This window comes from Promicromonospora sp. NPDC023805 (assembly GCF_040639635.1).
Taxonomy (GTDB): Bacteria; Actinomycetota; Actinomycetes; order Actinomycetales; family Cellulomonadaceae; genus Promicromonospora.
This window is the reverse complement of sequence record NZ_JBFAAH010000022.1, coordinates 39430-60680: the sequence shown is the minus strand read 5'-3', so window position 1 is coordinate 60680 and position 21251 is coordinate 39430. Positions and strand designations below refer to the sequence as shown.

Genomic DNA, 21251 nt, shown 5'->3' with positions numbered 1-21251 from the left:
GCAGCGTTCACGCGCCCCAGGGGGCGCTCCACTTCGGGAACGTCTTACTGCCGGACAAGGCCTTCCTTGCCCTCCGCTCATCTTTCGCGTCGCCTTGGTCGTGGGGTGCGTCCACCAGTCGTTTGGGTGGGTTGGCGGGAGGTGGCAGGTGGCAGGCGGGGCGGTCAAGGGGCTAGGAAGCGGCGGGCCGTTTCTAGGAGGACCGGTTTCTCGGTGTGGGGCGTGAAGGTTTCCTCGTCGGCGATGCGGCCGAGGAAGCCGTCGGTGAGGAGGTAGAGCCATGAGGTGATGCGGGCCGGGGTGAGGTCGGTCCTGATCTGCCCCGCCTGCTGGGCCTTCTCGACCCAGGGCAGCAGCAGGTCGCGCTGGGTTCGGGCGTCCTCCTCGAGCTTGGCGGCGACGTCCGGCTGCTGCATGATGCCGCCCACCGCGCGGACGAAGCCTGGCATCCGGGGGTCCGCGGCGTCGTCCGCGCCGCGCTCGACGATGTCGAGCAGCACTCCGAGCGGGTCGGTGCGGTCCGCGTAGAGCTCGGCCTGCTCCCGCACCTCCGCGATGCCGAGGGTCAGGATCGCGAGCAGCAGCTCCAGCTTGGTCGGGAAGTAGTGGAAGAACGTGCCCGACCCGATGCCCGCCCGTCGGCAGATCTCGGCGGTCGTTGCGCCGTCGTACCCGCGCTCGGCGAAGACCGTCAGGGCGGCGTCGATGATGACGAGCCTGCGCGCCTCGTGGCGCGCCGGGTCAACGGTCCGTGCCACGCGCGCCTTCGTCGGCCGACGCCGTCCGGCGCACCTGGATCCGGTCGTCGCGGACACGTGCCACCAGGCCGAGCGCGGCCAGATCCTCGTCCGCCTTGCGGAGGCCGGCAGCGTCCTTGCGGTCCTCGAGACGACGGCGGAGCGCCTCGTTCTCGGCGGCGGTGAAGCCGGGGCGGCCGTCGAGCCAGCGCTCGAACCGCTCCTCGTAGGGGTCCGCGTCGCGCCACGGCCAGCGGTGCTGCTCCAGGGCGGCCCGGACCTTGGCCCAGGACAGGGTGTCGGCGTCGAGCCGGGCGCGGAACCCGCCGTCCGGCCGCAGGAGCACGAGGTACCTCGAGTCGCGGAACGCGGAGCCGACGTCGGACCGCTCGATCCACACCTCGTGCTCCTCCTGCCGGTGTTCCAGGTGGTCGTCCGCGACGCTCAGGGCGGGTGCCTCACCCACCGTCATGAAGGCGATGAACGCGCCGCCGAGCAGGCCGAGCCCGCCCAGGATGCCGAGGGTCCAGGCCGGCGGCATCGACTCGATGAGCTCGACCAGCCTGGGCACCGGCAGCGGCGTCGCCTCGATCAGGCCTGCGAGGCCGCCGGCCAGAGCGGAGGCGAACCAGCCGAGCACGAGGCCGATCACGAGCACGCCCAGGCCGAGCAGGACGGGTAGCGCGGGGTGCTGGCGCACCTCTGTGGTCGTCATGGGTCAATTATTGGAGCACGCACTCCACTAATGCAATGGGTTTTGCTCGGGATCGACCAGCTGCGCGATCATCCGGGGCACGCGGTTCTCCAGCGCTCGCCACACGAGCTCGTCGTCCACGCCGTCATACACGTGGGCGATCAGGTTCCGCATGCCCTTGAGTGCCTGCCACCCGACGTCGGGATGCAGCTCCTTGAACCAGTCCGGGAGCCGCTCGGCCACAGTCGCGATGTTCAGCACTATGTGCTCGCCGAAACCTCTGCTCCGCTCGCCGTCGAACGTCCGGGTCAGATAGGACTCCCGCCCTTCGGAGACCAGCTGGCGTGCTTGCTCACCGAACCGGGACAGGTCTGCAAGGTAACGGGCCACCTTCTCGCGGTCGGCCGCGTCCTCGCCCGTGCCGTCGAGGGGTGCGGCGTCGACGCCGGTCACAGCGGCACTGCTTCGGCCGTCGCACGCGCAACGGTGGCGCCGCGAGCATCGTCTGGAACCACATCGACGTGCACACCGAGCGCTTCCTCCAGCGCCTCGGTCAGCATGACCTTGTCGAAGATGTCGAAGTCCGCCGGGGTCGTGACGAGCAGGTCGACGTCCGACTCCTCCGTGTCCTCGCCTCGCGCCACGGAACCGAAGACACGTGGGTTCGTGACCTGGTACCGGCCGAGCACCTCCCGGACCTGCTCGAGCGCGTTCTCCAGCAGGATCGACGGCCGCACCCGGAGGGCAGCGTCGAGCCGAGCACGGGTCTCCAGCGCGGGACTGCGGACACCATTCTCGATCGCGGCTATCGCCGGCTGCGAGGTGCCGGATCTCGCTGCCAGCTCGCGCTGAGTCAGACCGGCACGCAGACGCCGGGCACGCAGATCCGTCCCGTAGTTGTTCATGGCCCGATTATATCGACCTGTGATCAGAGCTCCCTGTTGAAGGATCGGCCCGCACCGATAGCGTGACCCCGTGCCCATCAGCTACACCCTTCCCGGCGTCCACATCACCGACCACTCCGTCGACGTCCCGCTCGACTGGTCCCAGCCCGACGGCTCACCGACGATCTCGGTGTTCGCCCGTGAGCTCGTGGATCCCACGCGCCGCACCGAGGACCTGCCCCTCCTGGTGTTCCTGCAGGGCGGACCCGGCGGCAAGGGCCCGCGTCCGACCGGCCCGGACGGCTGGGTGGGCACCGCACTGCAGCGGTTCCGCGTGGTGCTGCTGGACCAGCGCGGTACCGGGCGCTCCAGCGCGGTCCGGGCGGGCTCGCTCGGCGCCCTCGGCACCGCCGAGGACCAGGCGGAGTACCTCAGCCACTTCCGCGCGGACAACATAGTGCGCGACGCCGAGCACGTCCGGAAGACGTTGTTCGACGGCCGCCGCTGGACCTCGCTGGGCCAGTCCTACGGCGGGTTCATCACCATGACGTACCTGTCGTTGGCGCCCGAGGGCCTGAACGCGAGCCTGGTCACCGGCGGTCTGCCGGGCCTCACTGCGTCGGCCCGCGAGGTCTACGAACGCACCCAGCCACGCGTGGTCGCCAAGAACGAGCAGTTCCGCGCACGCTACCCGCATGCGGTGAAGACTCTCGGCAACATCGCCGACCGGCTCGCCACCGGCAGCGTGACGGAGCCGGGCGGCGATGTCCTGACGACCCGCCGGTTCCAGACGCTCGGCATGGACTTCGGCATGCAGCCCGGGTTCGAGCGGGTGCACTGGCTCCTCGACGAGGCGTTCGACTCCCCGCACGGCGGTCCCCTGACCGACACGTTCCTCGCCACGGTCGCGGCCGAGACGTCGTTCGCGACCAACCCGCTGTACGCGGTGCTGCACGAGTCGATCTACGCCCAGTCCCACACCGGCCCGACGGCGTGGGCCGCCCAGTCCGTGCGCGACGCCGACCCGGCCTTCGCCGAGAGCGCCCGGCCGCTGCTGATGACCGGCGAGATGATCTACCCCTGGATGTTCGCCGAGATCAGCGCCCTGCGCCCCTTCGAGGCGGCAGCGCACGCCCTCGCCGAGCGGCAGCACTGGCGCGACCTGTACGACCTGCACCGCCTCGCCGAGAACGAGGTGCCCGTTGAGGCCGCCGTGTACTTCGACGACATGTTCGTCGACTCGGCGCTCTCGCTCGAGACGGCGGCGCACGTGGGAAACGTCGAGCCGTGGGTCACCAACGAGTTCGAGCACGACGGCCTGCGCGTCGGGGACGTCCTGTCCCGGCTGCTGGATCGTCTGGACGCCCGCGGCGGCCCGCTCCGCTGAGCTGCGGTCGGCTCACTCCGACACAAGATCCGAACCGAACAAAGGGAATCATGACCAACAGCGCGACCCCAGAGGGCCTTGACACCAAGGACGACACGAACGGTCCGAGAGTCACGACCGCCGGCGTGACCACCGTCGCCCTAGCCGTCCTTGTGGCGGGATCGCTCCTCGAGCGCTTCGCGGGAGTCGACAGCGCCTACATCGGCTCGCGCATCGTGGCCGCGCCCATCATCCTCGTCGCGCTTGCCATCGGCATCCGGCGACGCACGGGGCGTGCGCTGATCTGGCCGGCGATCCTGCTGGTGCTCGTCGCCGCGACGTTTGTCGCCGAGGTGGCCTAGCGCACCGGCCGACAGCGCTCAGCCGCGCAGGGCCGGCACCGAGGCGACGACGTAGCCGTCCACCTCGACGACGTCGCCGGCTCCGAGCTCCGGCTTGCCCGCCGGGACGCAGAGCGTCACCTGGAAGCCCGCGGTCTGCACCCGTGCGGCGGTGAAGGCCTGGCCGGTGCGGCCGACGGCGCGCTGCTCGATCGCGAGCACGACGCCGGTCAGGTGTGCGGTGGCGTCTGTCGACAGCGCATACGCGCCGGTCGGCTCGAAGCTCAGGTCCGGCACGCCGTCGTCGGACCGGCCGAGCACCTGGACCGAGTTGCCCAGCACGACGATGGACACGGGGCCCTCGACCGGCGACGACGCCGAGCCGAGCAGGGCGAGCTCCTCGAGCTGGCACGCGATCTCGGTGATCACCTCGTCGTCCCTGTTCATCAGCTCGGCGAGCACGAGCCCGCCGTCGACGGCCTGCGGCTCGGAGATGATGGCGCCGGGCGCCGCATAGAACGTCGGCGTGACCACCCGGACCAGGTCGCCCTCGGTGGTGATGATCAGGCGGGCACCGGACGCGTCGGTCCAGATGTGCACGCCGACCTCGCCGTCCTTGGCGATGGTCTCCGCCTCGGCGCGGGCCGATGCCACGAGGTCGCGAAAGTCGCTACGTCGCCAGACGTCCAGTCCGATGCAAGCCAGGTTCGATGCCACGGTTGCCTACGCTAACCCGGCGGCGCGCGAAGGACGCGGCAGAAACCCCGGTCCCGGCGACACTCCGGGGACACCCCGGCGACACTCCGGCCCTACTCCGGCGCGTGCTTGTCCAGGAAGGCGTACACCTCTGCGTCGTCCACCCCGGGGAACGCGCCGCGAGGCAGCGCGGCGAGGATCTGCTGGTGCATGCGCCCGGACGGCCAGGCCTCGCCGGACCAGCGTTCGGTGAGCTCCATGGCCGGCCGCTGGCAGCAGGCCGGGTCCGGGCACGTGGAGACCCGCCGCACCTGGGTGGCCCGCCCGCGGAACCATTTGGCGTGCGCGTACGGCACCCCGACGGTGATCGAGAAGGCGCCGGACCCGCCGTCCGGCCCACCGGACGGCGACATCGACCCGGTCTGGGTGGAGCACCAGAAGGTGCCGGCCGGTGTGTCGGTGTACTGGTAGAACTCGGTGGCCCGGTCGCGCCGCTCGAACGCCTCGCGCGCCGCCCAGCGCCGGCAGATCAGCTGTCCCTCGATCGCGCCCGTGACGTCCTGCGGGAAGGGGAGGCCGTCGTTCGCGTAGCCGCGGAAGAGCGCGCCGTCGGCACCGACCCGCAGGAAGTGCAGCGGGATGCCGAGGTGGTGCGTCGCGAGGTTGGTGAGCCGCATCGCGGCGGCCTCGTGCGTGACACCGAACGCGTCCCGGAAGTCCTCCACCGCCAGGTCGCGGTCCCGCTTGCGCGCCTCCAGGAACGGGACCGCCACGAACTGCGGCGCGAGGCAGGCGGCGGCGAAGTACGTGATCTCGACCCGCTGGCGCAAGAACTCGCCGTAGGAACGCGGCCGGTCGTGCTCCAGCACCCGGTGGGCGAGCGCCTGCAGCGCGAGGGACCGCAGCCCGTGCCCTCCAGGGGTCGACGCCGGGGGCAGGTAGATGCGTCCGTTCCGGAGATCCGTCACGGAGCGGGCGGACCGCGGCAGGTCGTCCACGTGCAGCAGCGTGAAGCCCATCTGCTCCGCCATCCGCGCGACCGTGCGGTGCGTCAGCGCGCCGCCCGTGTACCCGGCGGCCCTGACCAGCTGTTCCGCGACCGCCTCGAACTGCGGGTAGTGGTTGTCGCGCGCCTCCCGCTCCAGGCGCAGCTCGGTGTTGGCACGGCGCGCCTCCTCGGGTGTCGCGATGGCCAGCTGCTCGCGCCGCGACAACTCCTCGTGCAGGCCGACGAGCTGCTCCAGCACGGGCATCGGCAGCTTCTGGCTGGGCTTGACGGCGGGCACGCCCAGGGTGGTGAACAGCGGCCCGCGCTGGGCCCGGTCGAGCGCGATCTCCAGGGCCGCGCGGCGCGACGGCGGCTCCGCGCTGAGCAGCTCGCTCATCGGCACGCCGAAGGCCTCCGCGATCGATCGCAGGAGCCCGAGGCGTGGTTCACGCCGCCCGTTCTCCACGAGCGACAGCAGGCTGGGCGCCGAGCCGACCTTCTCGCCGAGCGCGTCGAGGGTGAGCCCGTGCGCGGTGCGCAGGTGCCGGATGCGGCGGCCCAGGGTGATCAGGTCGGTCTCGCCACGCGATGTCGACTCGTTAGTGCTCGGCACGGCGCCTCCAATCGTGTGATGGCCGTCACCCGGCGACACCCGGGACAGACCAACAGGAACCCACTCCTTCACACTACGTGAAGATCGGCGATTCTTGACGGCCTGAGGACTGGAAATCGGGCGGATCCACACACAAGAGTGGAAACAAGCCCGCCACCGTGGCCCGCCGTACGACGATCGGAGCGCACATGTCCGTCCTCGCGAACCCCCGCCGAACCCGGCTCGTCGCCGAGCTCGTCGCCGACATGACGACCGGCCAGGGCTCCAGCACCTCCTCCGAGGCACGGCTGCGCGCCGTGCCGCCCGTCGGGGAGCGGGACGTGCGCGCCTGGGTGGCGAGCGTCGCCGAGCTCACCCAGCCGGACGAGATCGTCTGGTGCGACGGCTCCCCCGAGGAGAAGCAGCGCCTCATCGACCAGATGCTGGCAGCGGGCACGCTCCTCGAGCTCAACCAGGAGAAGCGTCCCGGGTCGTACCTTGCCCGCTCCAATCCCGCCGACGTCGCCCGCGTCGAGTCCCGGACGTTCATCTGCTCGCAGAACGAGGAGGACGCCGGCCCCACCAACAACTGGGTGGCCCCTGCCGAGATGCGCACCGAGCTGAAGGGCGTCTTCGAGGGCTCGATGAAGGGCCGCACCATGTACGTGGTGCCGTTCTCCATGGGCCCGGTCGGCGGCCCGATCTCGCAGGTGGGCATCGAGATCACGGACTCGCCGTACGTCGTCGTCTCGATGCACGTCATGACTCGCGTGTCCGCCGAGATCCTGGGCCTCATCGACGCCGGGCAGCAGTGGGTCCCCGCGGTGCACTCGGTGGGCGCACCCCTGGCCGACGGCGAGGCCGACGTCGCCTGGCCGTGCAGCGACACCAAGTACATAGTCCAGTTCCCGGAGACCCGGGAGATCTGGTCGTACGGCTCCGGCTACGGCGGCAACGCCCTGCTGGGCAAGAAGTGCTTCGCGCTGCGGATCGCCTCGGCGATGGCGCGCGACGAAGGTTGGCTCGCCGAGCACATGCTGCTCATCCGCATCACGTCGCCCGAGCAGCGCCAGTACCACCTGGCCGCCGCCTTCCCGAGCGCGTGCGGCAAGACGAACCTGGCGATGCTCCAGCCCACCATCCCGGGCTGGAAAGTCGAGACCCTCGGCGACGACATCGTGTGGATGCGCCCCGGCCCCGACGGCACGCTGCGCGCCATCAACCCCGAGGCCGGCTTCTTCGGCGTCGCGCCGGGCACCGGCATCGACACGAACCCGACCGCCGTCGCGACCTTCGACCGCGACACGATCTTCACGAACGTCGCCCTGACCGACGACGGCGACGTCTGGTGGGAGGGCCTGACGGCCGAGGCGCCCGAGCATCTCATCGACTGGCAGGGCAACGACTGGACGCCCGCCTCCGACAAGCCGGCAGCCCACCCGAACTCCCGCTTCACCGTGGCCGCCGCCCAGTGCCCCACCATCGCCGACACCTGGGAGGACCCGGCGGGTGTGCCGGTCGACGCGATCGTCTTCGGCGGCCGCCGCGCGACCAACGTGCCGCTGGTCGCGCAGTCGTTCGGCTGGGAGCACGGCGTGTTCATGGGTGCCACCATCTCGTCGGAGCGCACGGCAGCCGCCGAGGGCGCCCTCGGCGAGCTGCGCCGTGACCCGTTCGCGATGCTCCCGTTCTGCGGCTACAACATGGCCGACCACTGGGCGCACTGGCTCGAGGTGGGTGCGGGCATCGAGGAGTCCAAGCGCCCGCGGATCTTCCAGGTGAACTGGTTCCGCAAGGGCGAGGACGGCCGCTTCCTCTGGCCCGGGTTCGGCGAGAACTCGCGGGTCATCGAGTGGATAGTCGGCCAGGTCGAGGCGGGCCGCGGGCTGCGCGAGGACGTCTCCGTCACCACGCCGGTCGGCACCGTGCCCGCTCCGGGCGCGCTGAACCTGGACGGCATCGAGGTGCCCGACGCCGACATGACCGCCCTCTTCGACGTCCCGACGGAGCCGTGGCTGGCCGAGGCCCAGCTGACCGAGGAGTTCTTCGCGCAGTTCGGCGACCACACCCCGGCCGCGCTGCATGCCCAGCTGGACGCCCTGAAGGAGCGTCTGGCCCACTGATCTCGGCCGGCCGGCGACGCGACAACCATGGGTGGCTACCCGTCGCGCCGTCGGCCGTCCGAACCAAGTTCCCCGGCCGGGTTATTGAGGCATCCCGGCCGGGGATCTCTTTCGGTACGGTCGACCCTCCGTCAGCCGCAGTGGCCGGGGAGGGAGACGATCCGGGTCGAGCCGCCCCAGACGATGGCGCCCCGGGCGGCGACGCAGTCCCCGTTCACGCCGCGGATGTACGCCTTGCCGCTGCGGTAACGAGACGTGCCACCGGTGTGGGCGGAGAGCTCCCCGTTCCAGATGGTCACCGCCGTCGTCGTCTGCTGTCCCCAGGCCGGGCCGGCGTGCACCACCTGGGCGCACTTCGTGGCCGTGCTGCGGTTGTGGTAGAGGTTCGCCCACGCGACGGTGCGGCCACCGGCCTTGATGGCCCGGTGCCTGACGAGGGTGCCACCGCATGTGTCCGCTGCCTGTGCGGCGGGTGCGGCAACGACCGGAGCCATGCTGACGGGCGCCGCCACCGCGGGCACCGCCACTGCCGCGGCACCAGGCAGTGCCAGGGTGAACGCCGTGACCAGAGCCATGGCGCGCTTGCCCCAGGGCTTCTGAAGTGCAGTGATCATGTCTGTCCCCTTCGATCGACATGCGCGACGATCGCACGCGCGGCAACCGTAGAGCCGGCCGCCCGGGACCCCTCCCGGCCGATTGCAACCGAGCGGCCCGTCAGTACCGCATGCCCATCAGGCCGCGGACGTCGTCGAGGGTGCGGTCGGCGATCGCGTTCGCCCGGGCGTTGCCACGCGCGAGCACCTCGGCGAGGTGTCGCGGCCCCGCCGAGGCGAGCTCCCGGCGTCGGGCACGAAGGGGGCGCAGCCCCTCCACCACCGCCTCGCTGACGATCTCCTTGAGCCGCCCCGCACCAGCCGAACCCACCTCGTCGGCGAGCGCCTCCGGGGATGCCCCGGTGAAGTGGGCGCCGATCTGGAGGAGGTTCGCGATCTCGGGCCGACGGTCCGGCTCGTAGGTGATCACGCGGTCGGCGTCGGTCCTGGTACGCCTGAAGTAGGCGACCGTCTCGTCGTCGGACGCGCGCAGCTCGAGCGCGTTCCCGCGCGACTTGGACATCCGGTGGCCGTCGCTGCCGAGGATCGTGGTCGACGGCGCGATGAGCGCGTCCGGTTCGGGGAAGTACGGCCGCGCCGCCGCGTACCGCTGGTTGAAGCGCCGGGCCACGGTGCGCGTGATCTCCAGGTGCGGCAGCTGGTCCACGCCGACGGGCACGAGGTTGCCGTGGCAGAACAGGATGTCGGCGGCCTGGTGCACCGGGTACGTGAACAGCAGGCCGGAGGTGCCCCGCTTCTGGCGTGTCAGAGCGGCCTCCGCCTCGGCCTTCACCGTGGGGTTGCGCTCCAGCTCGGCGACCGTGACCAGCGACAGGAACGGCAGCAGGAGCTGGTTCAGCGCGGGTACCGCCGAGTGCGTGAAGACGGTGCTGCGCTCGGGGTCGAGCCCCGCCGCGAGATAGTCGAGCAGCACCTCGCGGACCGTGCCGGGCAGGTCCCCTGCGTCGTCCCGGTCGGTGATGACCTGATAGTCCGCGACGATCAGGAACACCTCGACGCCCAGGTTCTGCAGGCGCACGCGGTTGGCGACGGTGCCGAGCAGGTGTCCGAGGTGCAGCGCGCCGGTGGGGCGGTCCCCGGTCAGGACGCGGTACTCCCCCGGGCTCCGGGCGATCAGCTCCTCCAGGACGGCGCTGCGCTCGCGGGCCGCCGCGGCGGACCGGGTGGTGCTGCGCGGTTCGCGGGGTGTGCCCGACGGCGGGGTGGTCGCCTCGGGCGTGGTGGTGACGGACATGTGGGTCTCCTTCGGTCAAGGAGCTGCCCACGCACGGCTTCGGGCACAGAAAAGTCCCGGGCTGCGGCGAGCAGCTCGGGACGTGTGTGCGGGGTGGGCGCGTCAGGTCACGGCTGCGAGTGCAGCCGCCACCAGTTCAGCCCGTGCGTCATGCGCCCAGGTTATGCGGAGGTCCGGAGTTCAGCAATGCCCGCGGGTGCCCGACGGCGGGACGACGCCACGTCGTCGGGCAGCGAGAATGGGACCGTGCCGAACCACGCCGACGCCCCAGCCCCGCCCGAGTCCCCGCTCGCGCACATCGTGTACTTCGAGCCCCGCATCCCCGGGAACACCGGGTCCGCGATCCGGCTCGCGGCGGTCACCGGGGCCCGGCTGCACCTGGTGGAACCGCTCGGCTTCGACCTCTCGGAGGCCAAGCTGAAGCGAGCGGGCCTCGACTATCACGACCTCGCCGTCATGGACGTGCACCCGTCGCTGGACGCGACGCTCGACGCGCTGCCGGACGCCCGCGTCTTCGCGTTCACGACCCGGGCCACCACACGTTTCACCGACGTCGAGTACCGGCCGGGCGACGTCCTGCTGTTCGGGCCCGAGCCCACCGGCCTGCCGCCCGAGGCGCTCACGCACCCGCGGGTCACCGACGAGCTGCGGATCCCGATGCTGCCCGGCCGCCGGTCGCTCAACCTCACGAACGCGGCGTCGATAGCGGTGTACGAGGTGTGGCGGCAGCTGGGTTTCCCCGAGGGCGCTTGACCGGCGAGCGATCGCACAAGTGAGCTACGGCCGGACGACGAGCACGCGGCCGGGCGCCAGCTCGTACCTCCCGGGCAGCACGCCGGGGCTCGCGGGGCCGGCCTGCGCGACCACCGTGACGGGCGGCTCGGCCACCACCCGGTCCGACGTCGGGAACCACGTGCGGCCGGGGCTCACCAGGATGAGCATGCCGTCGATGTGCCCGGTCGGGCTGAACGTAGCGGAGCCGTCCGGGTAGCGGCCGATGCCGGCATCGGTGAGGCGGTCGGCGGTTCCTGCGACGTCGGGCACCGCGATGCCCACCTCGCTCACGGAGAGCAGGTCGCCAGGGCCGAACGGGATGAGCTGAGCACCGGGTACGTGCGGGCTCGAGGCCTTCGCACCCGACACGTTCCCGGCGCTCAGCGGCTGGAGCAGATCACGGCGCGCGATGACCTCCAGGACCGACCGGTCCGGCCCGGGGAAGTAGAGCGACCGCGCGTTCCAGGCCGGCTGCGCCTCGAACTCCGTGCGGTCGCCGTCGCTCAGCAGCCCGGGACCCGCCGCGAGGAAGGCTCGGGCCGCGTCGAACCGCGCGTCGTCGATGAGGAAGGCGTAGTGCTGGTCGCCCTCGGCGTCGGCGTCCTCCCGGAACCGGACCACCGATCGGCCGACGGTGACCTCCACCGCGCCGATCTCCTTCCGCACCGGTAGGCGAAGGACCGTCTCGTAGTACGCGGCGGTCTCCGCGATCGATCGGGTCACCGAGTCGACGCTCATGATCTGCATGCGGCCCAGCCAACAACCTCAACCTTGGTTGGGGTCAAGCACCTCTTTCGCGCCCGCCGGGGCAGGGGCTAGGCCAGCAGCCAGGACACCGAGCGGCGCAGCAGCTGCTGATGTCCCGCCGAGGCGTACGAGCGCGCGTCGTGGCCCAGGGCCGAGTACACGCTCCGCCCGCCGTGCGCGTCGTTGACCCACAGGATCGGCTGCTCGGCGCCGTCGTCGTCCGGGGTGGTGCCGAGGATCCGCGTGGCCGGGGCCACCCGCAGGCGGCAGTACCGCTCGTCGAGGGCCTCGACGGCGTCGAGGCCCTCCGTGACCGGGTGCCCCTGCCCCAGCTCGAACCGCGCCTGGCCGATGGGCGGGTGCATCGACTCGCCCGGCACCCAGCGGCCGCCGAGCACCGCGGACCAGTCGGGCGCGTCGTAGAACGTGTTCGCCGCCTGGTGCAGACCGAGCACCGCTCCCCCTGCCCGCGCCCAGCCCGCCAGCCGGGCATGGAAGGCGAGCCAGTCGTCGTCGGACCCGTCGAAGCCGGGGTCCCGGCGGCCCGAGCCGCCGTTCACGACCAGCAGGTCCACGGAGTCCAGGTCGTCCAGCGCGTCCCGGAAGAGTCCCCGGACCTCGACGACGCCCAGGTCACCGATGATCCCGGCAACGACGTGCGACGTCGCCGCATGGTCGTGCCAGGGGTCCTCGTAGCGCCCGCGGCCGGCCAGGATGAGGATGCGCTTCGTGGTCACGGTGCGATCCTGCCACGACGTCCGCGCCAGTCTTAGCCTGCGTCGCGGAGATAGCGGTCGAGCGCCTCGCGGACAAGTGTGCTTCGGCTTACACCCCGCTGCTTCTCAAGCTCGTCCAGAAGCAGGTCGAGGTTCTCACTGATCGCGACATTGAGCCGGGGCGACCGCGTTCCCTTCGGCCCACCCCCGAGCCGTGGGCGGCCACCGACGTTGCGTTCGACCTGCTCGACGTTCACACCGGCGGCTTCGAGCAGCGCGCGACCCGCAGCAGCCGCATCGTTGCCACGCCGCACCCGACGCGGCTTGAGCTCAGCATTCTCGGCCCACTCAACGAGCGAGTCCTCGGCCGGCTGGTGCTTGTCAGTCATCGTGATCACTTCCCCGTCTCCTCATCGAAACCAACGCTCAGACGCGTGCTCTCACGCAACCGCATCACATGAAAAACGTTGATGCCGCTCGGCGGTGTCACCGTCACCATCACTTCCAAGGTCCCGTACCTGCTGGGACCGATGTAGAGCGTCGGACTGCTTTGAAAGCCCTCCCTCGGAGGTTCGAAGTCTTCGTAGACCGCCTCAGCATGAAGCATCGCGTAGAGCGCTTCGTCGTGGGGGATCCCATGCTTGTCAGCGCTAGGCGCCCAGGTCACTGCCACCCAGGTATTGTCATACTAAACCTGTCCGGCCGCGCGGGGAACCATCGCACTCGCAAGAGCCTCCCGTCCCGATGCCGCCGCCTACGGCACCACCAGGATCTTGCCCCGCGCCGCCCCCGACTCGAGGCGCCGGAACGCCTCGACGGTGTCGTCGAGCCCGTAGCGCTGGTCGATCCGCGGCACCACGGCGCCGGTCTCGAGCAACCCGGCCAGCTCGTCCAGGTCCGCTCGCCGGCCAGGACGCCAGGAGAAGACGCCCATCCGGGTCCCGGTCAGCCTGCCGACGACCGGGCCGAGCAGCGCCTTCTCGGCGAACGAGCCGATCCGCCGGGCGATGAGCACGTACCGGCCGCCCGGGGCCAGCGACCGGCGGAGCGCCACCAGGGAACGGGTGTCGGCGATGTCGAGGACGACGTCGAACCGCCGGTCACCTCGCGTGCAGTCCTCACGGGTGTAGTCGATCACCTCGTCCGCGCCCAGCTCCCGGAGAAAGCCGAGCTTGTCGCCGTGGTCGACCGCCGTGACCACCGCGCCACGGGCCTTGGCGATCTGTACGGCGAACGGCCCGACGCAGCCGCCGGCGCCGTTGACCAGCACCGTCTCGCCCGGCCGGATCGGCCCGGCGGCCCGCAGGCCCTGCAGGGCGAGCGACCCCGAGTGCGGGACGGTGGCGGCGACGTCGAACGGGACACCGTCCGGCAGGGGTGCCAGGGCCGACGCCGGGACGAGCACCCGGTCGGCGAGCGCGCCGTGCCCGCTCTCGAACAGGTCCGCCCAGACGCGATCGCCCGGCCGGAGCCCGGCGACGTCCGGACCGACGTCCTCGACCGTCCCGGCGACGTCGACCCCCACCCGGCGGTTGTTCGGCCGGGTGAGGCCGGTGCCGAGGCGGGCGAGGCGCGGGAGGCCGAGCAGGTGATCGAGGTCCGCCATGTTCAGGGAGGCGGCAGCGACCCGGACCACCACCTCGCCGGGACCGGGGACCGGGTCCTCGACCGTGGACACGCGGAGGATGTCGACCGGGCCGTAGTCGTCCCGGAGCACGGCCCTCACGTGGTGCCGCCCGCGGCGACCGGCACGCGCCGGAGGGCGAGGAAGTCGGTGACACCGAAGAGTCGGGCGACTCCGCGGTCCCGCCCGGACAGGTAGGGCATGGCCTCGGCCGGCTCGACGACCTGCGGCGCCACCCGGTGCGTGTGCCCCTCGACCCGCAGCTCCGCGGAGCCCGCCGCACGGATGTTCCGCAGCCAGTCCACGTCCGGCCCGTACGGGAGGTAGACGAGGAAGTCGTCATCCATCGGATACACGCCGATCGGTGTCGCGTACGGCGCGCCCGACCGTCGGCCGACGTGCCGGATCACCGCGGCGGACGCGCCAGGCTCCCCCGCGGTCCGCAGCTCGATCGGACGGCCGAACCGCTTGCCGAACCTGCGGATGACACCGAGCCCGCGACGGTTCTTCGTGCGCATGGACAGCACCAGGGCGAGGAACCCAGCGAGTGCCACCACCAGCAGCGCTACGACCGTCCAAAGGATCCAGGTCCACATGACGTCCACCTTCTCGAAGAGACTTACGGTGTAAGCCTTACGACGTAAGGTAGGCCGGTGCGCCGAGCCCGTCAAGGGTTCGGCCGACGTAGGATCGCGAGATCATGACTTCACCCAGGACGACGAGCACCACACCGCGGAGCGCCCTGACGCGCGCGCGGGTGCTCGAGTCCGCGGTCGCCCTGGCCGACCGCGACGGTCTCGGGGCGCTCACCATGCGCAGCCTGGCCCGCGAGCTCGGGATCGAGGCGATGTCGCTCTACCACCACGTCGCCAACAAGGAAGACCTGCTCGACGGCGTGGTCGACGTCGTCGCGGCGGAGATCCAGGACGCCGTCGGCCGGCTGGAGCCCCTCGCCGACGACGCGCCCCCGTCCTCGTGGAAGCCGACGATGCGCCGGCAGATCCTCACGGCCCGGGCGGTGCTGCTCCGCCACCAGTGGGCGTCGACGGTCCTGGAGACCAGGAAGTCCTTCAGCCTGCACGTCGTGCGGTACTACGACTCGCTGATCGGGCTGATGCGGCGCGGTGGCTTCTCGTACGACCTGGTCCACCATGCGATGCACGCGCTGGGCAGCCGTGCGCTCGGCTTCTCCCAGGAGCTCTTCGAGCCCGACGGCGCCACCGCGGGTTCGGCGGCCGGCGGCGGCACCAAGGAGGGCGCCGACGCCGCCACCACCGCGATGCTCATGCAGATGGCCGACCAGGTGCCGCACATGGTCGAGATGCTCGCCGCCGTCAGCCACGACGGCGCGGATCCCACCCTCGGCTGGTGCGACGACCAGACCGAGTTCGAGTTCGGCCTGGACATCATCCTCGACGGGCTCGACCGGCTGGCCGAGCGCGAGAGGCACTGACCCAGGTCAGCGCAGCTCAGCGCAGCGGGTCGAACGGCCGGATCTCCTCGGGCACCTGGCCGGTGGTGATCAGCGCCGCCAGCGCCCGGCCCGTCGCCGGGCCGAGCACCATGCCCCACATGCCGTGACCGCCGGCCACGTAGACGCCGGGTGCGGCCGTCCGGCCCACGAGAGGCAGCCCGTCCGGCGTCACCGGCCGGGAACCCACCCACTCGTCCTCGCGGGAGTCCAGGTCCACACCCTCGAACAGGCCCCGGACGGAGCTCACTATCGCGTCGACGCGGGCGGGCTGGAGCGGCTCGTCGGGCCCGCGGAACTCCATGGTCCCGGCGATCCGCAGCCGCCCCTGGTAGGGGGTGCAGGCCACGCGCCTGGCCGGGAAGTAGACGGGGTGGTCGATCGGCGGGCCCTCCACGGGCACGCTGAACGAGTAGCCCCGTCCGGCCTGCACCCGGGTCCGCACCCCGAACCGCTGCGCCAGCTCCGGGAGCCACGCGCCAGTGGCGAGCACCACGGCGTCGGACTTCACGGTGTCGTGTCCGCGGACGGTCACCTCGACCCCGCCCGGCACCGCACGGACACCCTCGACACGGGCGTCCGAGAGCACCTTCGCGCCGCGTGCACTGACCGACGTCGCGAGGGCCTGCACATAGGCCCCCGGATCGATGTACCGCTGACCCTCGAGCGTCCAGGTCGACTGCACCGCCCGGGAGAGGTGCGGCACGCGGACGCCGTCGGGCATCCTCGAGAGCCGGATCTCCCGGCCCGCCCGGGCCGATTCACGCAGCTCGTGCACGAACGGACGCGACTCCCGCTCCCGCTCGAACCCGACCACCCAGCGGCTCGGGTGCGACGTCGCGTGCACGCCGCCTGCCTCGAGCTCGTCGTACGCCTCGAGCGCGACCTGGTCGATCGGGGTCAGGGCCGCCATGGCGCGCTGCCACGCGCCGTGCGTCGCGTTCGCCATGAAGCGCGCGAGGAACGACCACAGGGCGCCGTCCAACCGGAAGGGGACGCTGAGGGCCGCACTGGGGTCCAGCATCGCCTTGGGCCCGTAGGCCCAGAGCGACGGGTCGGCCAGCGGCATCACCAGGCCGGGAGTGAGCCAGCCGGCATTGCCCCAGGACGCCCCGGCCGCGACGCCGTGCCGGTCGAGGACCGTCACCTCCACGCCGCGTTCCTGCAGGTGCCAGGCAGTCGCGAGGCCGACCATGCCGGCTCCCACGACTGTCGCGGTCTTCATCTCGGACATGCTCGTACTCCTTCTCTCCAGGGCCGTACCTCAGTACCCCTCCCCGTCGAGCGGCGGACCCTCTCATCGTCCCGCCACAGGATCGATTCGGCGCGACAGCTCGGTGAAGTGCGGTGAAACGTGTGGTGTGGATTCGCTGCAGACGCCGGGGCGGCGCCGGGCCGACGCCGGGCAGGCACCGGGCCGGCGTCTGACGGGTGCCGGCCCGGTGTCGGGTGTGGCATCAGGCGAGGGGCTGCGCCAGGGGCTCGATCGCCGCGATCTCGTCCTCGGTGAGGGGGCCGGCCGAGAGCGCCGCCACGTTGTCCTCGAGCTGCGCCACCGACGACGCGCCGATGAGCGCCGACGTCACGCGCGTGTCGCGCAGCACCCAGGCGAGCGCGAGCTGGGCGAGGGTCTGGCCGCGGCCCTCGGCGATCTCGTTGAGCGCCTTGGCCCGGCCCAGGTAGTCCTCGGTGAGCGCGCCGGACGAGAGGAACGGCGAGTCCGAACGCGCCGCACGGGACCCCTCCGGCGCCGCACCGGCGAGGTACTTGTTGGTCAGCAGGCCCTGCTGCAGCGGGGAGAACACGATGGTCCCGACGCCCAGCTCACCGACGACGTCGAGCAGCGACTCGCTCTGCCTGCCGTCGTAGGGGTCCTCGTGGGCGGGGTTCTCGATGTGCCGGTTGAGCATCGAGTAGGACGGCTGGTGGATGAACAGCGGGACACCCAGGTCGCGGAGGACCTGTGCCGCCTCGCGCGTCCGCGCCGGCGAGTAGTTCGAGACGCCGACGTAGAGCGCCTTACCCTGCTGGACCGCCGCGGCGAGCGCGCCCATGGTCTCCTCGAGCGGCGTCGAGGGGTCCGGCCGGTGGTGGTAGTAGACGTCGACGTAGTCGACACCCATCCGGGCGAGCGACTGGTCGAGGCTGGACAGCAGGTACTTGCGCGACCCGTGGTCGCCGTACGGACCGGGCCACATGCCGTAGCCGGCCTTCGTCGAGAGGATCAGCTCGTCGCGGTAGGGCTTCAGGTCGGCGGCGAAGTGCCGGCCGAAGTTCTCCTCGGCCGACCCGTGGGGCGGGCCGTAGTTGTTCGCCAGGTCGAAGTGCGTGATACCCAGGTCGAGCGCGCGGCGCAGGATGGCGCGCTGGGTGTCGAACGGGCTGGTGTCGCCGAAGTTGTGCCAGAGCCCGAGGGAGAGCGCGGGCAGGTCCAGGCCGGAACGGCCGGTGCGTCGGTAGGTCATGGTGTCGTAGCGGTTCTCCGCTGCGAGGTACCGGGGTTCGAGAGGCATGCCGTAATCGTGGCACGGCATGCCCGAACCTCCGCACCTGTCAGAAACCCCCGCACGTGTCAGACGCTCAGGTCACTCGGGTGACCTGAGCGTTTGACACGTGGGGCTGAGCCTTGGGGTCAGCAGTGGAGGTTGCCGCCCGGGTCCACGCCCAGCGCGCTCGTGAAGCGCAGGTACGTGTCGACGCGGCTCTGCACCTGGGCGGGGTTGCCGCCGTTGCACTCGATGCTGCCGTTGATGCTGCGGATCGTCTCGCCGAAACCGCGGCTGTTCACGATCGCCGCGTGCGGCGTCATGGTGCCCGGGCCGTTCTGGGTGTTCCAGTACCAGAGGCCGGTCCCCCAGGCGATCGCCGCGTCGGTCTGCACGAGGCGCGGGTTGTTCAGCAGGTCGATGCCGAGCGCGTCGCCCGCCGCCTTGTAGTTGAAGTTCCAGCTCAGCTGGATGGGGCCCTTGCCGTAGTACTGGTCGCGACCGGCCGGGCAACCGTAGGGCTGGGACAGGTCGCAGTAGTGCGGGTAGTTCGCCGTGTTCTGCTCGACGATGTGCACCAGGCCGCCGGTCTCGTGCGAGACGTTGGCAAGGAACGCGGCGGCCTCGCGCTTCTGGATGGTCTCGCTGCCGCTGTTGGCGAAGCCCGGGTAGGCGCTGAGCGCGGCGACGAGCCCGGAGTAGGTGTAGAACGAGTTCCGGTTCGGGAAGAACTGGTTGAACTGGGCCTGGCTGACCGGGAAGTCCTCGGCGCCGGGCGGGTCGACGGGCGGCTCACCGCCACCGCAGGTGCCGGTCCGCTCCCACACTCCCCACTCGCCGGTGGTGCCGGGCGTCTCGCCCTGCGTCCACCACTTGGCCCGCCATGCGGCACCGGCGTGCGTGACCTGGTTGCCGCCGACGTAGACGGCGCTGCCGCTCCAGGCAGCCGCGCTGCAGCTGGCCACGGCGGCCTGGGCTGCCGGGGCGGGGGCCGCGGCTGCTGCTCCTGGCACCAGGAGCGCAGCGACGAGAGCTGCGATCAGTAGCGGTGCGCGACGAGATCTCACGGGGAACCACCTCGCTTCCGGTTCTGGGTCATCGGGCTTCGACGACCGATTTGTTCAGGAACCTAGCAAGGTCGTGGTCGCGGGAGAGTGAGGGATTCCCACACGAACGACTCGTACGTGGTGGACGACGCAGCGGGTGCCGCACCGTCGGCACCCCCTCGACAAATGGTCCGCTCACGCCGAATCGCGGACCACCAGGACCGGCTCGAAGATCGCGTGGGGGCTCGGCCAGCGTCGTGCTCGACCAGCGGTTACGTCAGCCCCAGCTGCGCCATGACGAGGTCGAGCTTGGTCGTCAGCTTGTCCAGCGCGTGCTGTTGCGTCCTCCGGTGCCCGCTCGCCGAGATCCAGTTCAGGACCAGCAGCACGATCACGGACATCACCAATATCTCCATGACCAGGAGAGTAACCGCGCGCCCCTGGGTGCGGGCCCGCGAAGTCGGCGAGGTCAGGCGCTCAGGTGACGGCGCCCATGTGCCAAGGGATGAACTCCTCGGCGCCGATCCCCAGCTCCTCGCTGACGGTCTGCTCCCCCGACGCGACGGCCAGGATCCGGTCGAAGATCTGCCGCCCCACCTCCGCAACCGTGGCGGTGCCGTCCACGACGACGCCCGCGTTGATGTCCATGTCCTCGGACATCACCGAGTACATCGGAGTGTTGGTCGCCACCTTGATGGACGGCGTCGGGCGGCACCCGAAGACCGAACCGCGGCCGGTGGTGAAGACGACGACGTTGGCGCCGCCCGCGACCAGGCCCGTGACCGACACCGGGTCGTAGCCGGGGGTGTCCATGAACCCGAACCCGCGCTCGGTGATGGGCTCGGCGTACTCGTAGACGGCCGCGAGGTCGGCCTGGCCGCCCTTGGCGACCGCGCCGAGCGACTTCTCCAGGATCGTCGTGAGGCCGCCGGCCTTGTTGCCCGGCGACGGGTTGTTGTCCAGCGTGCCACCGCCCGCCGCGACGTAGCCGCGCCACCAGTCGATGCGGTCCAGCAGGCGCTGCGCCACCTCGGGCTTCACCGCGCGGGCCGTCAGCAGGTGCTCGGCGCCGTACACCTCAGGGGTCTCCGCGAGGACCGACGTCGCCCCGTAGGCGACCAGCCGGTCCGAGGCCCAGCCCAGCGCGGGGTTGGCAGTGATCCCGGAGTAGCCGTCGGACCCGCCGCAGTTCAGCGCGAGCACCAGCTCCGCGACGTCGCACTCGACGCGCTCGCGCGCGTTGACCAGCGGCAGCATCTCGCGGACGGCGGCGACACCCGCCCGGACGGAGGCCCGCACGCCGCCGGCCTCCTGGATGGTCAGCGAACGCACGACTGTGTCGTCGGGGATCGAGGCCAGCAGCCCCTGCTTCGCGTCGTCGGGCGGACCGACGGTGGGCATCCCCAGGTCGGCGACCTGGCCCGACCGCGCCGACAGCGCGGCGCCCGGCACCATCTCGCAGCCCAGGCCCAGCACCAGCAGGCCCGCGACGTTCGGGTGGGCGGCGTACCCGCGCAGCGTGCGCAGCAGGATCTGCCCGCCCTCCGAGTCCGGCACCAGGCCGCAGCCCGAGGTGTGGGTCAGGGCGATGACGCCGTCGACGTTCTCGAACTCGTCGAGCGCCGCGCCGCTGAACTGGTCGGCGATCATCTTCGCCGTCGAGGCCGAGCAGTTCACGCTGGTCAGGATCGCGACGAAGTTGCGCGTGCCGACCCGCCCGTTCGCCCGCCGGAAACCGCGAAAGGTGGGGCGGGCGCCGTCGGGCACCGGGAGGTCGGTGTGGGTGCCACCGAGGGGTGTCTCACGCGTGCCCTCCTCGAAGCCGAGGTTGTGCGAGTGCACGTGGTCACCCGGGGCGATGTCGGCGGTCGCGACCCCGATGACCTGCCCGTACTTGTGCACCTCGGCGCCGGCGGGCACGCTGCGCAGCGCGATCTTGTGGCCCCGCGGCACCGGCTGCCCGACGGCGACCGGGCCCGTCCCCGAGGCGGAGACCTCGGCGCCCGGGCTCAGGTCGCGGGTCGCGACGGCGACGTCGTCACCCTCGCGAAGAACGAGCAGATCGACCTCAGACACCTGTGACACCCCTCTGTATGAACCGTTTCATCGTAACGGGAC

Annotated in this window: 24 protein-coding genes; 5 read left to right on the top strand and 19 right to left on the bottom strand. The window is 71.4% G+C overall.

Going from position 1 to position 21251, the window contains the following annotated elements; translation table 11 throughout:
* Nucleotides 1-164: 164 nt before the first annotated feature.
* The 4 genes from AB0F70_RS20215 to AB0F70_RS20200 are packed head-to-tail and all read right to left on the bottom strand — an operon-like array spanning nt 165 to nt 2336.
* Nucleotides 165-758 carry a helix-turn-helix domain-containing protein gene (locus AB0F70_RS20215; RefSeq protein ID WP_357452257.1) on the bottom strand — a complete coding sequence of 198 codons (594 nt, stop codon included), beginning with the start codon at nt 756-758 and terminating at the stop codon, nt 165-167.
* Nucleotides 742-1452, bottom strand: coding sequence for a hypothetical protein (locus tag AB0F70_RS20210; protein WP_357452254.1), 711 nt, complete (start codon nt 1450-1452; stop codon nt 742-744). Before AB0F70_RS20210 ends, AB0F70_RS20215 begins: the two co-directional genes overlap by 17 nt.
* Before the next feature lie 27 nt (nt 1453-1479).
* A complete protein-coding gene (locus AB0F70_RS20205) occupies nt 1480-1884 on the bottom strand; it encodes a HepT-like ribonuclease domain-containing protein (RefSeq protein WP_357452251.1) in 405 nt (134 codons plus the stop codon).
* On the bottom strand, nt 1881-2336 hold the full coding sequence (locus tag AB0F70_RS20200; RefSeq protein ID WP_357452248.1) for a helix-turn-helix domain-containing protein: 456 nt from the start codon (nt 2334-2336) through the stop codon (nt 1881-1883). The genes AB0F70_RS20205 and AB0F70_RS20200 overlap by 4 nt, the downstream gene beginning before the upstream one ends.
* 70 nt (nt 2337-2406) lie before the next feature.
* Between AB0F70_RS20200 and AB0F70_RS20195 the strand changes: the two genes are divergently transcribed.
* Both AB0F70_RS20195 and AB0F70_RS20190 read left to right on the top strand, forming a co-directional pair.
* Entirely contained in the window at nt 2407-3702 is a 1296-nt protein-coding gene (locus tag AB0F70_RS20195) for an alpha/beta fold hydrolase (protein ID WP_357452245.1), read from the top strand.
* 50 nt (nt 3703-3752) lie between these two features.
* The gene (locus tag AB0F70_RS20190) at nt 3753-4043 is read left to right on the top strand and encodes a hypothetical protein (RefSeq protein WP_357452242.1); all 291 of its coding nucleotides are present in this window, start codon (nt 3753-3755) and stop codon (nt 4041-4043) included.
* An 18-nt stretch (nt 4044-4061) separates the two neighbouring features.
* On the opposite strand, the gene AB0F70_RS20185 is transcribed toward AB0F70_RS20190, so the two are convergent.
* Both AB0F70_RS20185 and AB0F70_RS20180 read right to left on the bottom strand, forming a co-directional pair.
* Nucleotides 4062-4739 (bottom strand): hypothetical protein, encoded by a 678-nt coding sequence (locus AB0F70_RS20185; RefSeq protein ID WP_357452239.1) that lies wholly within the window; start codon nt 4737-4739, stop codon nt 4062-4064.
* A 92-nt stretch (nt 4740-4831) separates the two neighbouring features.
* Complete coding sequence (locus AB0F70_RS20180) at nt 4832-6319, bottom strand: helix-turn-helix domain-containing protein (protein ID WP_357452236.1); 1488 nt, start codon at nt 6317-6319, stop codon at nt 4832-4834.
* Nucleotides 6320-6507: 188 nt separating this feature from the next.
* On the opposite strand from AB0F70_RS20180, the gene AB0F70_RS20175 reads away from it, so the two are divergent.
* Entirely contained in the window at nt 6508-8421 is a 1914-nt protein-coding gene (locus AB0F70_RS20175; protein WP_357452233.1) for a phosphoenolpyruvate carboxykinase (GTP), read from the top strand.
* 131 nt (nt 8422-8552) lie between these two features.
* On the opposite strand, the gene AB0F70_RS20170 is transcribed toward AB0F70_RS20175, so the two are convergent.
* Together AB0F70_RS20170 and trpS are read right to left on the bottom strand one after the other, a co-directional pair.
* Complete coding sequence (locus AB0F70_RS20170; RefSeq protein ID WP_357452230.1) at nt 8553-9035, bottom strand: hypothetical protein; 483 nt, start codon at nt 9033-9035, stop codon at nt 8553-8555.
* 100 nt (nt 9036-9135) lie between these two features.
* Nucleotides 9136-10269: a tryptophan--tRNA ligase gene (gene trpS, locus AB0F70_RS20165; RefSeq protein WP_357452227.1), complete on the bottom strand. Its 1134-nt coding sequence runs from the start codon at nt 10267-10269 to the stop codon at nt 9136-9138.
* A 246-nt stretch (nt 10270-10515) separates the two neighbouring features.
* On the opposite strand from trpS, the gene AB0F70_RS20160 reads away from it, so the two are divergent.
* Nucleotides 10516-11022 carry a tRNA (cytidine(34)-2'-O)-methyltransferase gene (locus tag AB0F70_RS20160; RefSeq protein WP_357452224.1) on the top strand — a complete coding sequence of 169 codons (507 nt, stop codon included), beginning with the start codon at nt 10516-10518 and terminating at the stop codon, nt 11020-11022.
* 24 nt (nt 11023-11046) lie between these two features.
* On the opposite strand, the gene AB0F70_RS20155 is transcribed toward AB0F70_RS20160, so the two are convergent.
* From AB0F70_RS20155 to AB0F70_RS20130, 6 genes are all read right to left on the bottom strand, one after another.
* Nucleotides 11047-11790: a hypothetical protein gene (locus AB0F70_RS20155; RefSeq protein ID WP_357452221.1), complete on the bottom strand. Its 744-nt coding sequence runs from the start codon at nt 11788-11790 to the stop codon at nt 11047-11049.
* A gap of 68 nt (nt 11791-11858) precedes the next feature.
* On the bottom strand, nt 11859-12527 hold the full coding sequence (locus AB0F70_RS20150; protein ID WP_357452218.1) for a ThuA domain-containing protein: 669 nt from the start codon (nt 12525-12527) through the stop codon (nt 11859-11861).
* Nucleotides 12528-12559: 32 nt separating this feature from the next.
* On the bottom strand, nt 12560-12895 hold the full coding sequence (locus tag AB0F70_RS20145) for a ribbon-helix-helix protein, CopG family (protein ID WP_357452364.1): 336 nt from the start codon (nt 12893-12895) through the stop codon (nt 12560-12562).
* A 5-nt stretch (nt 12896-12900) separates the two neighbouring features.
* Nucleotides 12901-13179 (bottom strand): hypothetical protein, encoded by a 279-nt coding sequence (locus AB0F70_RS20140; protein WP_357452215.1) that lies wholly within the window; start codon nt 13177-13179, stop codon nt 12901-12903.
* An 81-nt stretch (nt 13180-13260) separates the two neighbouring features.
* A complete protein-coding gene (locus tag AB0F70_RS20135; RefSeq protein WP_357452212.1) occupies nt 13261-14232 on the bottom strand; it encodes an NAD(P)-dependent alcohol dehydrogenase in 972 nt (323 codons plus the stop codon).
* Entirely contained in the window at nt 14229-14726 is a 498-nt protein-coding gene (locus tag AB0F70_RS20130) for a nitroreductase family deazaflavin-dependent oxidoreductase (RefSeq protein ID WP_357452209.1), read from the bottom strand. Before AB0F70_RS20130 ends, AB0F70_RS20135 begins: the two co-directional genes overlap by 4 nt.
* Nucleotides 14727-14830: 104 nt before the next feature.
* Between AB0F70_RS20130 and AB0F70_RS20125 the strand changes: the two genes are divergently transcribed.
* Entirely contained in the window at nt 14831-15583 is a 753-nt protein-coding gene (locus tag AB0F70_RS20125) for a TetR/AcrR family transcriptional regulator C-terminal domain-containing protein (protein ID WP_357452206.1), read from the top strand.
* A gap of 16 nt (nt 15584-15599) precedes the next feature.
* Here the strand turns inward: AB0F70_RS20125 and AB0F70_RS20120 are convergent, their stop codons facing one another.
* The 5 genes from AB0F70_RS20120 to AB0F70_RS20100 all read right to left on the bottom strand — a co-directional run bounded on the left by AB0F70_RS20120 (nt 15600) and on the right by AB0F70_RS20100 (nt 21209).
* Nucleotides 15600-16835, bottom strand: coding sequence for an FAD-dependent oxidoreductase (locus AB0F70_RS20120; protein WP_357452203.1), 1236 nt, complete (start codon nt 16833-16835; stop codon nt 15600-15602).
* 223 nt (nt 16836-17058) lie between these two features.
* Nucleotides 17059-18114, bottom strand: a complete 1056-nt coding sequence (locus AB0F70_RS20115) for an aldo/keto reductase (RefSeq protein WP_357452200.1) — start codon at nt 18112-18114, stop codon at nt 17059-17061.
* A 119-nt stretch (nt 18115-18233) separates the two neighbouring features.
* Nucleotides 18234-19154, bottom strand: coding sequence for a glycoside hydrolase family 19 protein (locus AB0F70_RS20110; RefSeq protein ID WP_357452197.1), 921 nt, complete (start codon nt 19152-19154; stop codon nt 18234-18236).
* 251 nt (nt 19155-19405) lie between these two features.
* The gene (locus AB0F70_RS20105; protein ID WP_357452194.1) at nt 19406-19549 is read right to left on the bottom strand and encodes a hypothetical protein; all 144 of its coding nucleotides are present in this window, start codon (nt 19547-19549) and stop codon (nt 19406-19408) included.
* A gap of 61 nt (nt 19550-19610) precedes the next feature.
* A complete protein-coding gene (locus tag AB0F70_RS20100; RefSeq protein ID WP_357452191.1) occupies nt 19611-21209 on the bottom strand; it encodes an altronate dehydratase family protein in 1599 nt (532 codons plus the stop codon).
* Between the last annotated feature and the right edge of the window lie 42 nt (nt 21210-21251).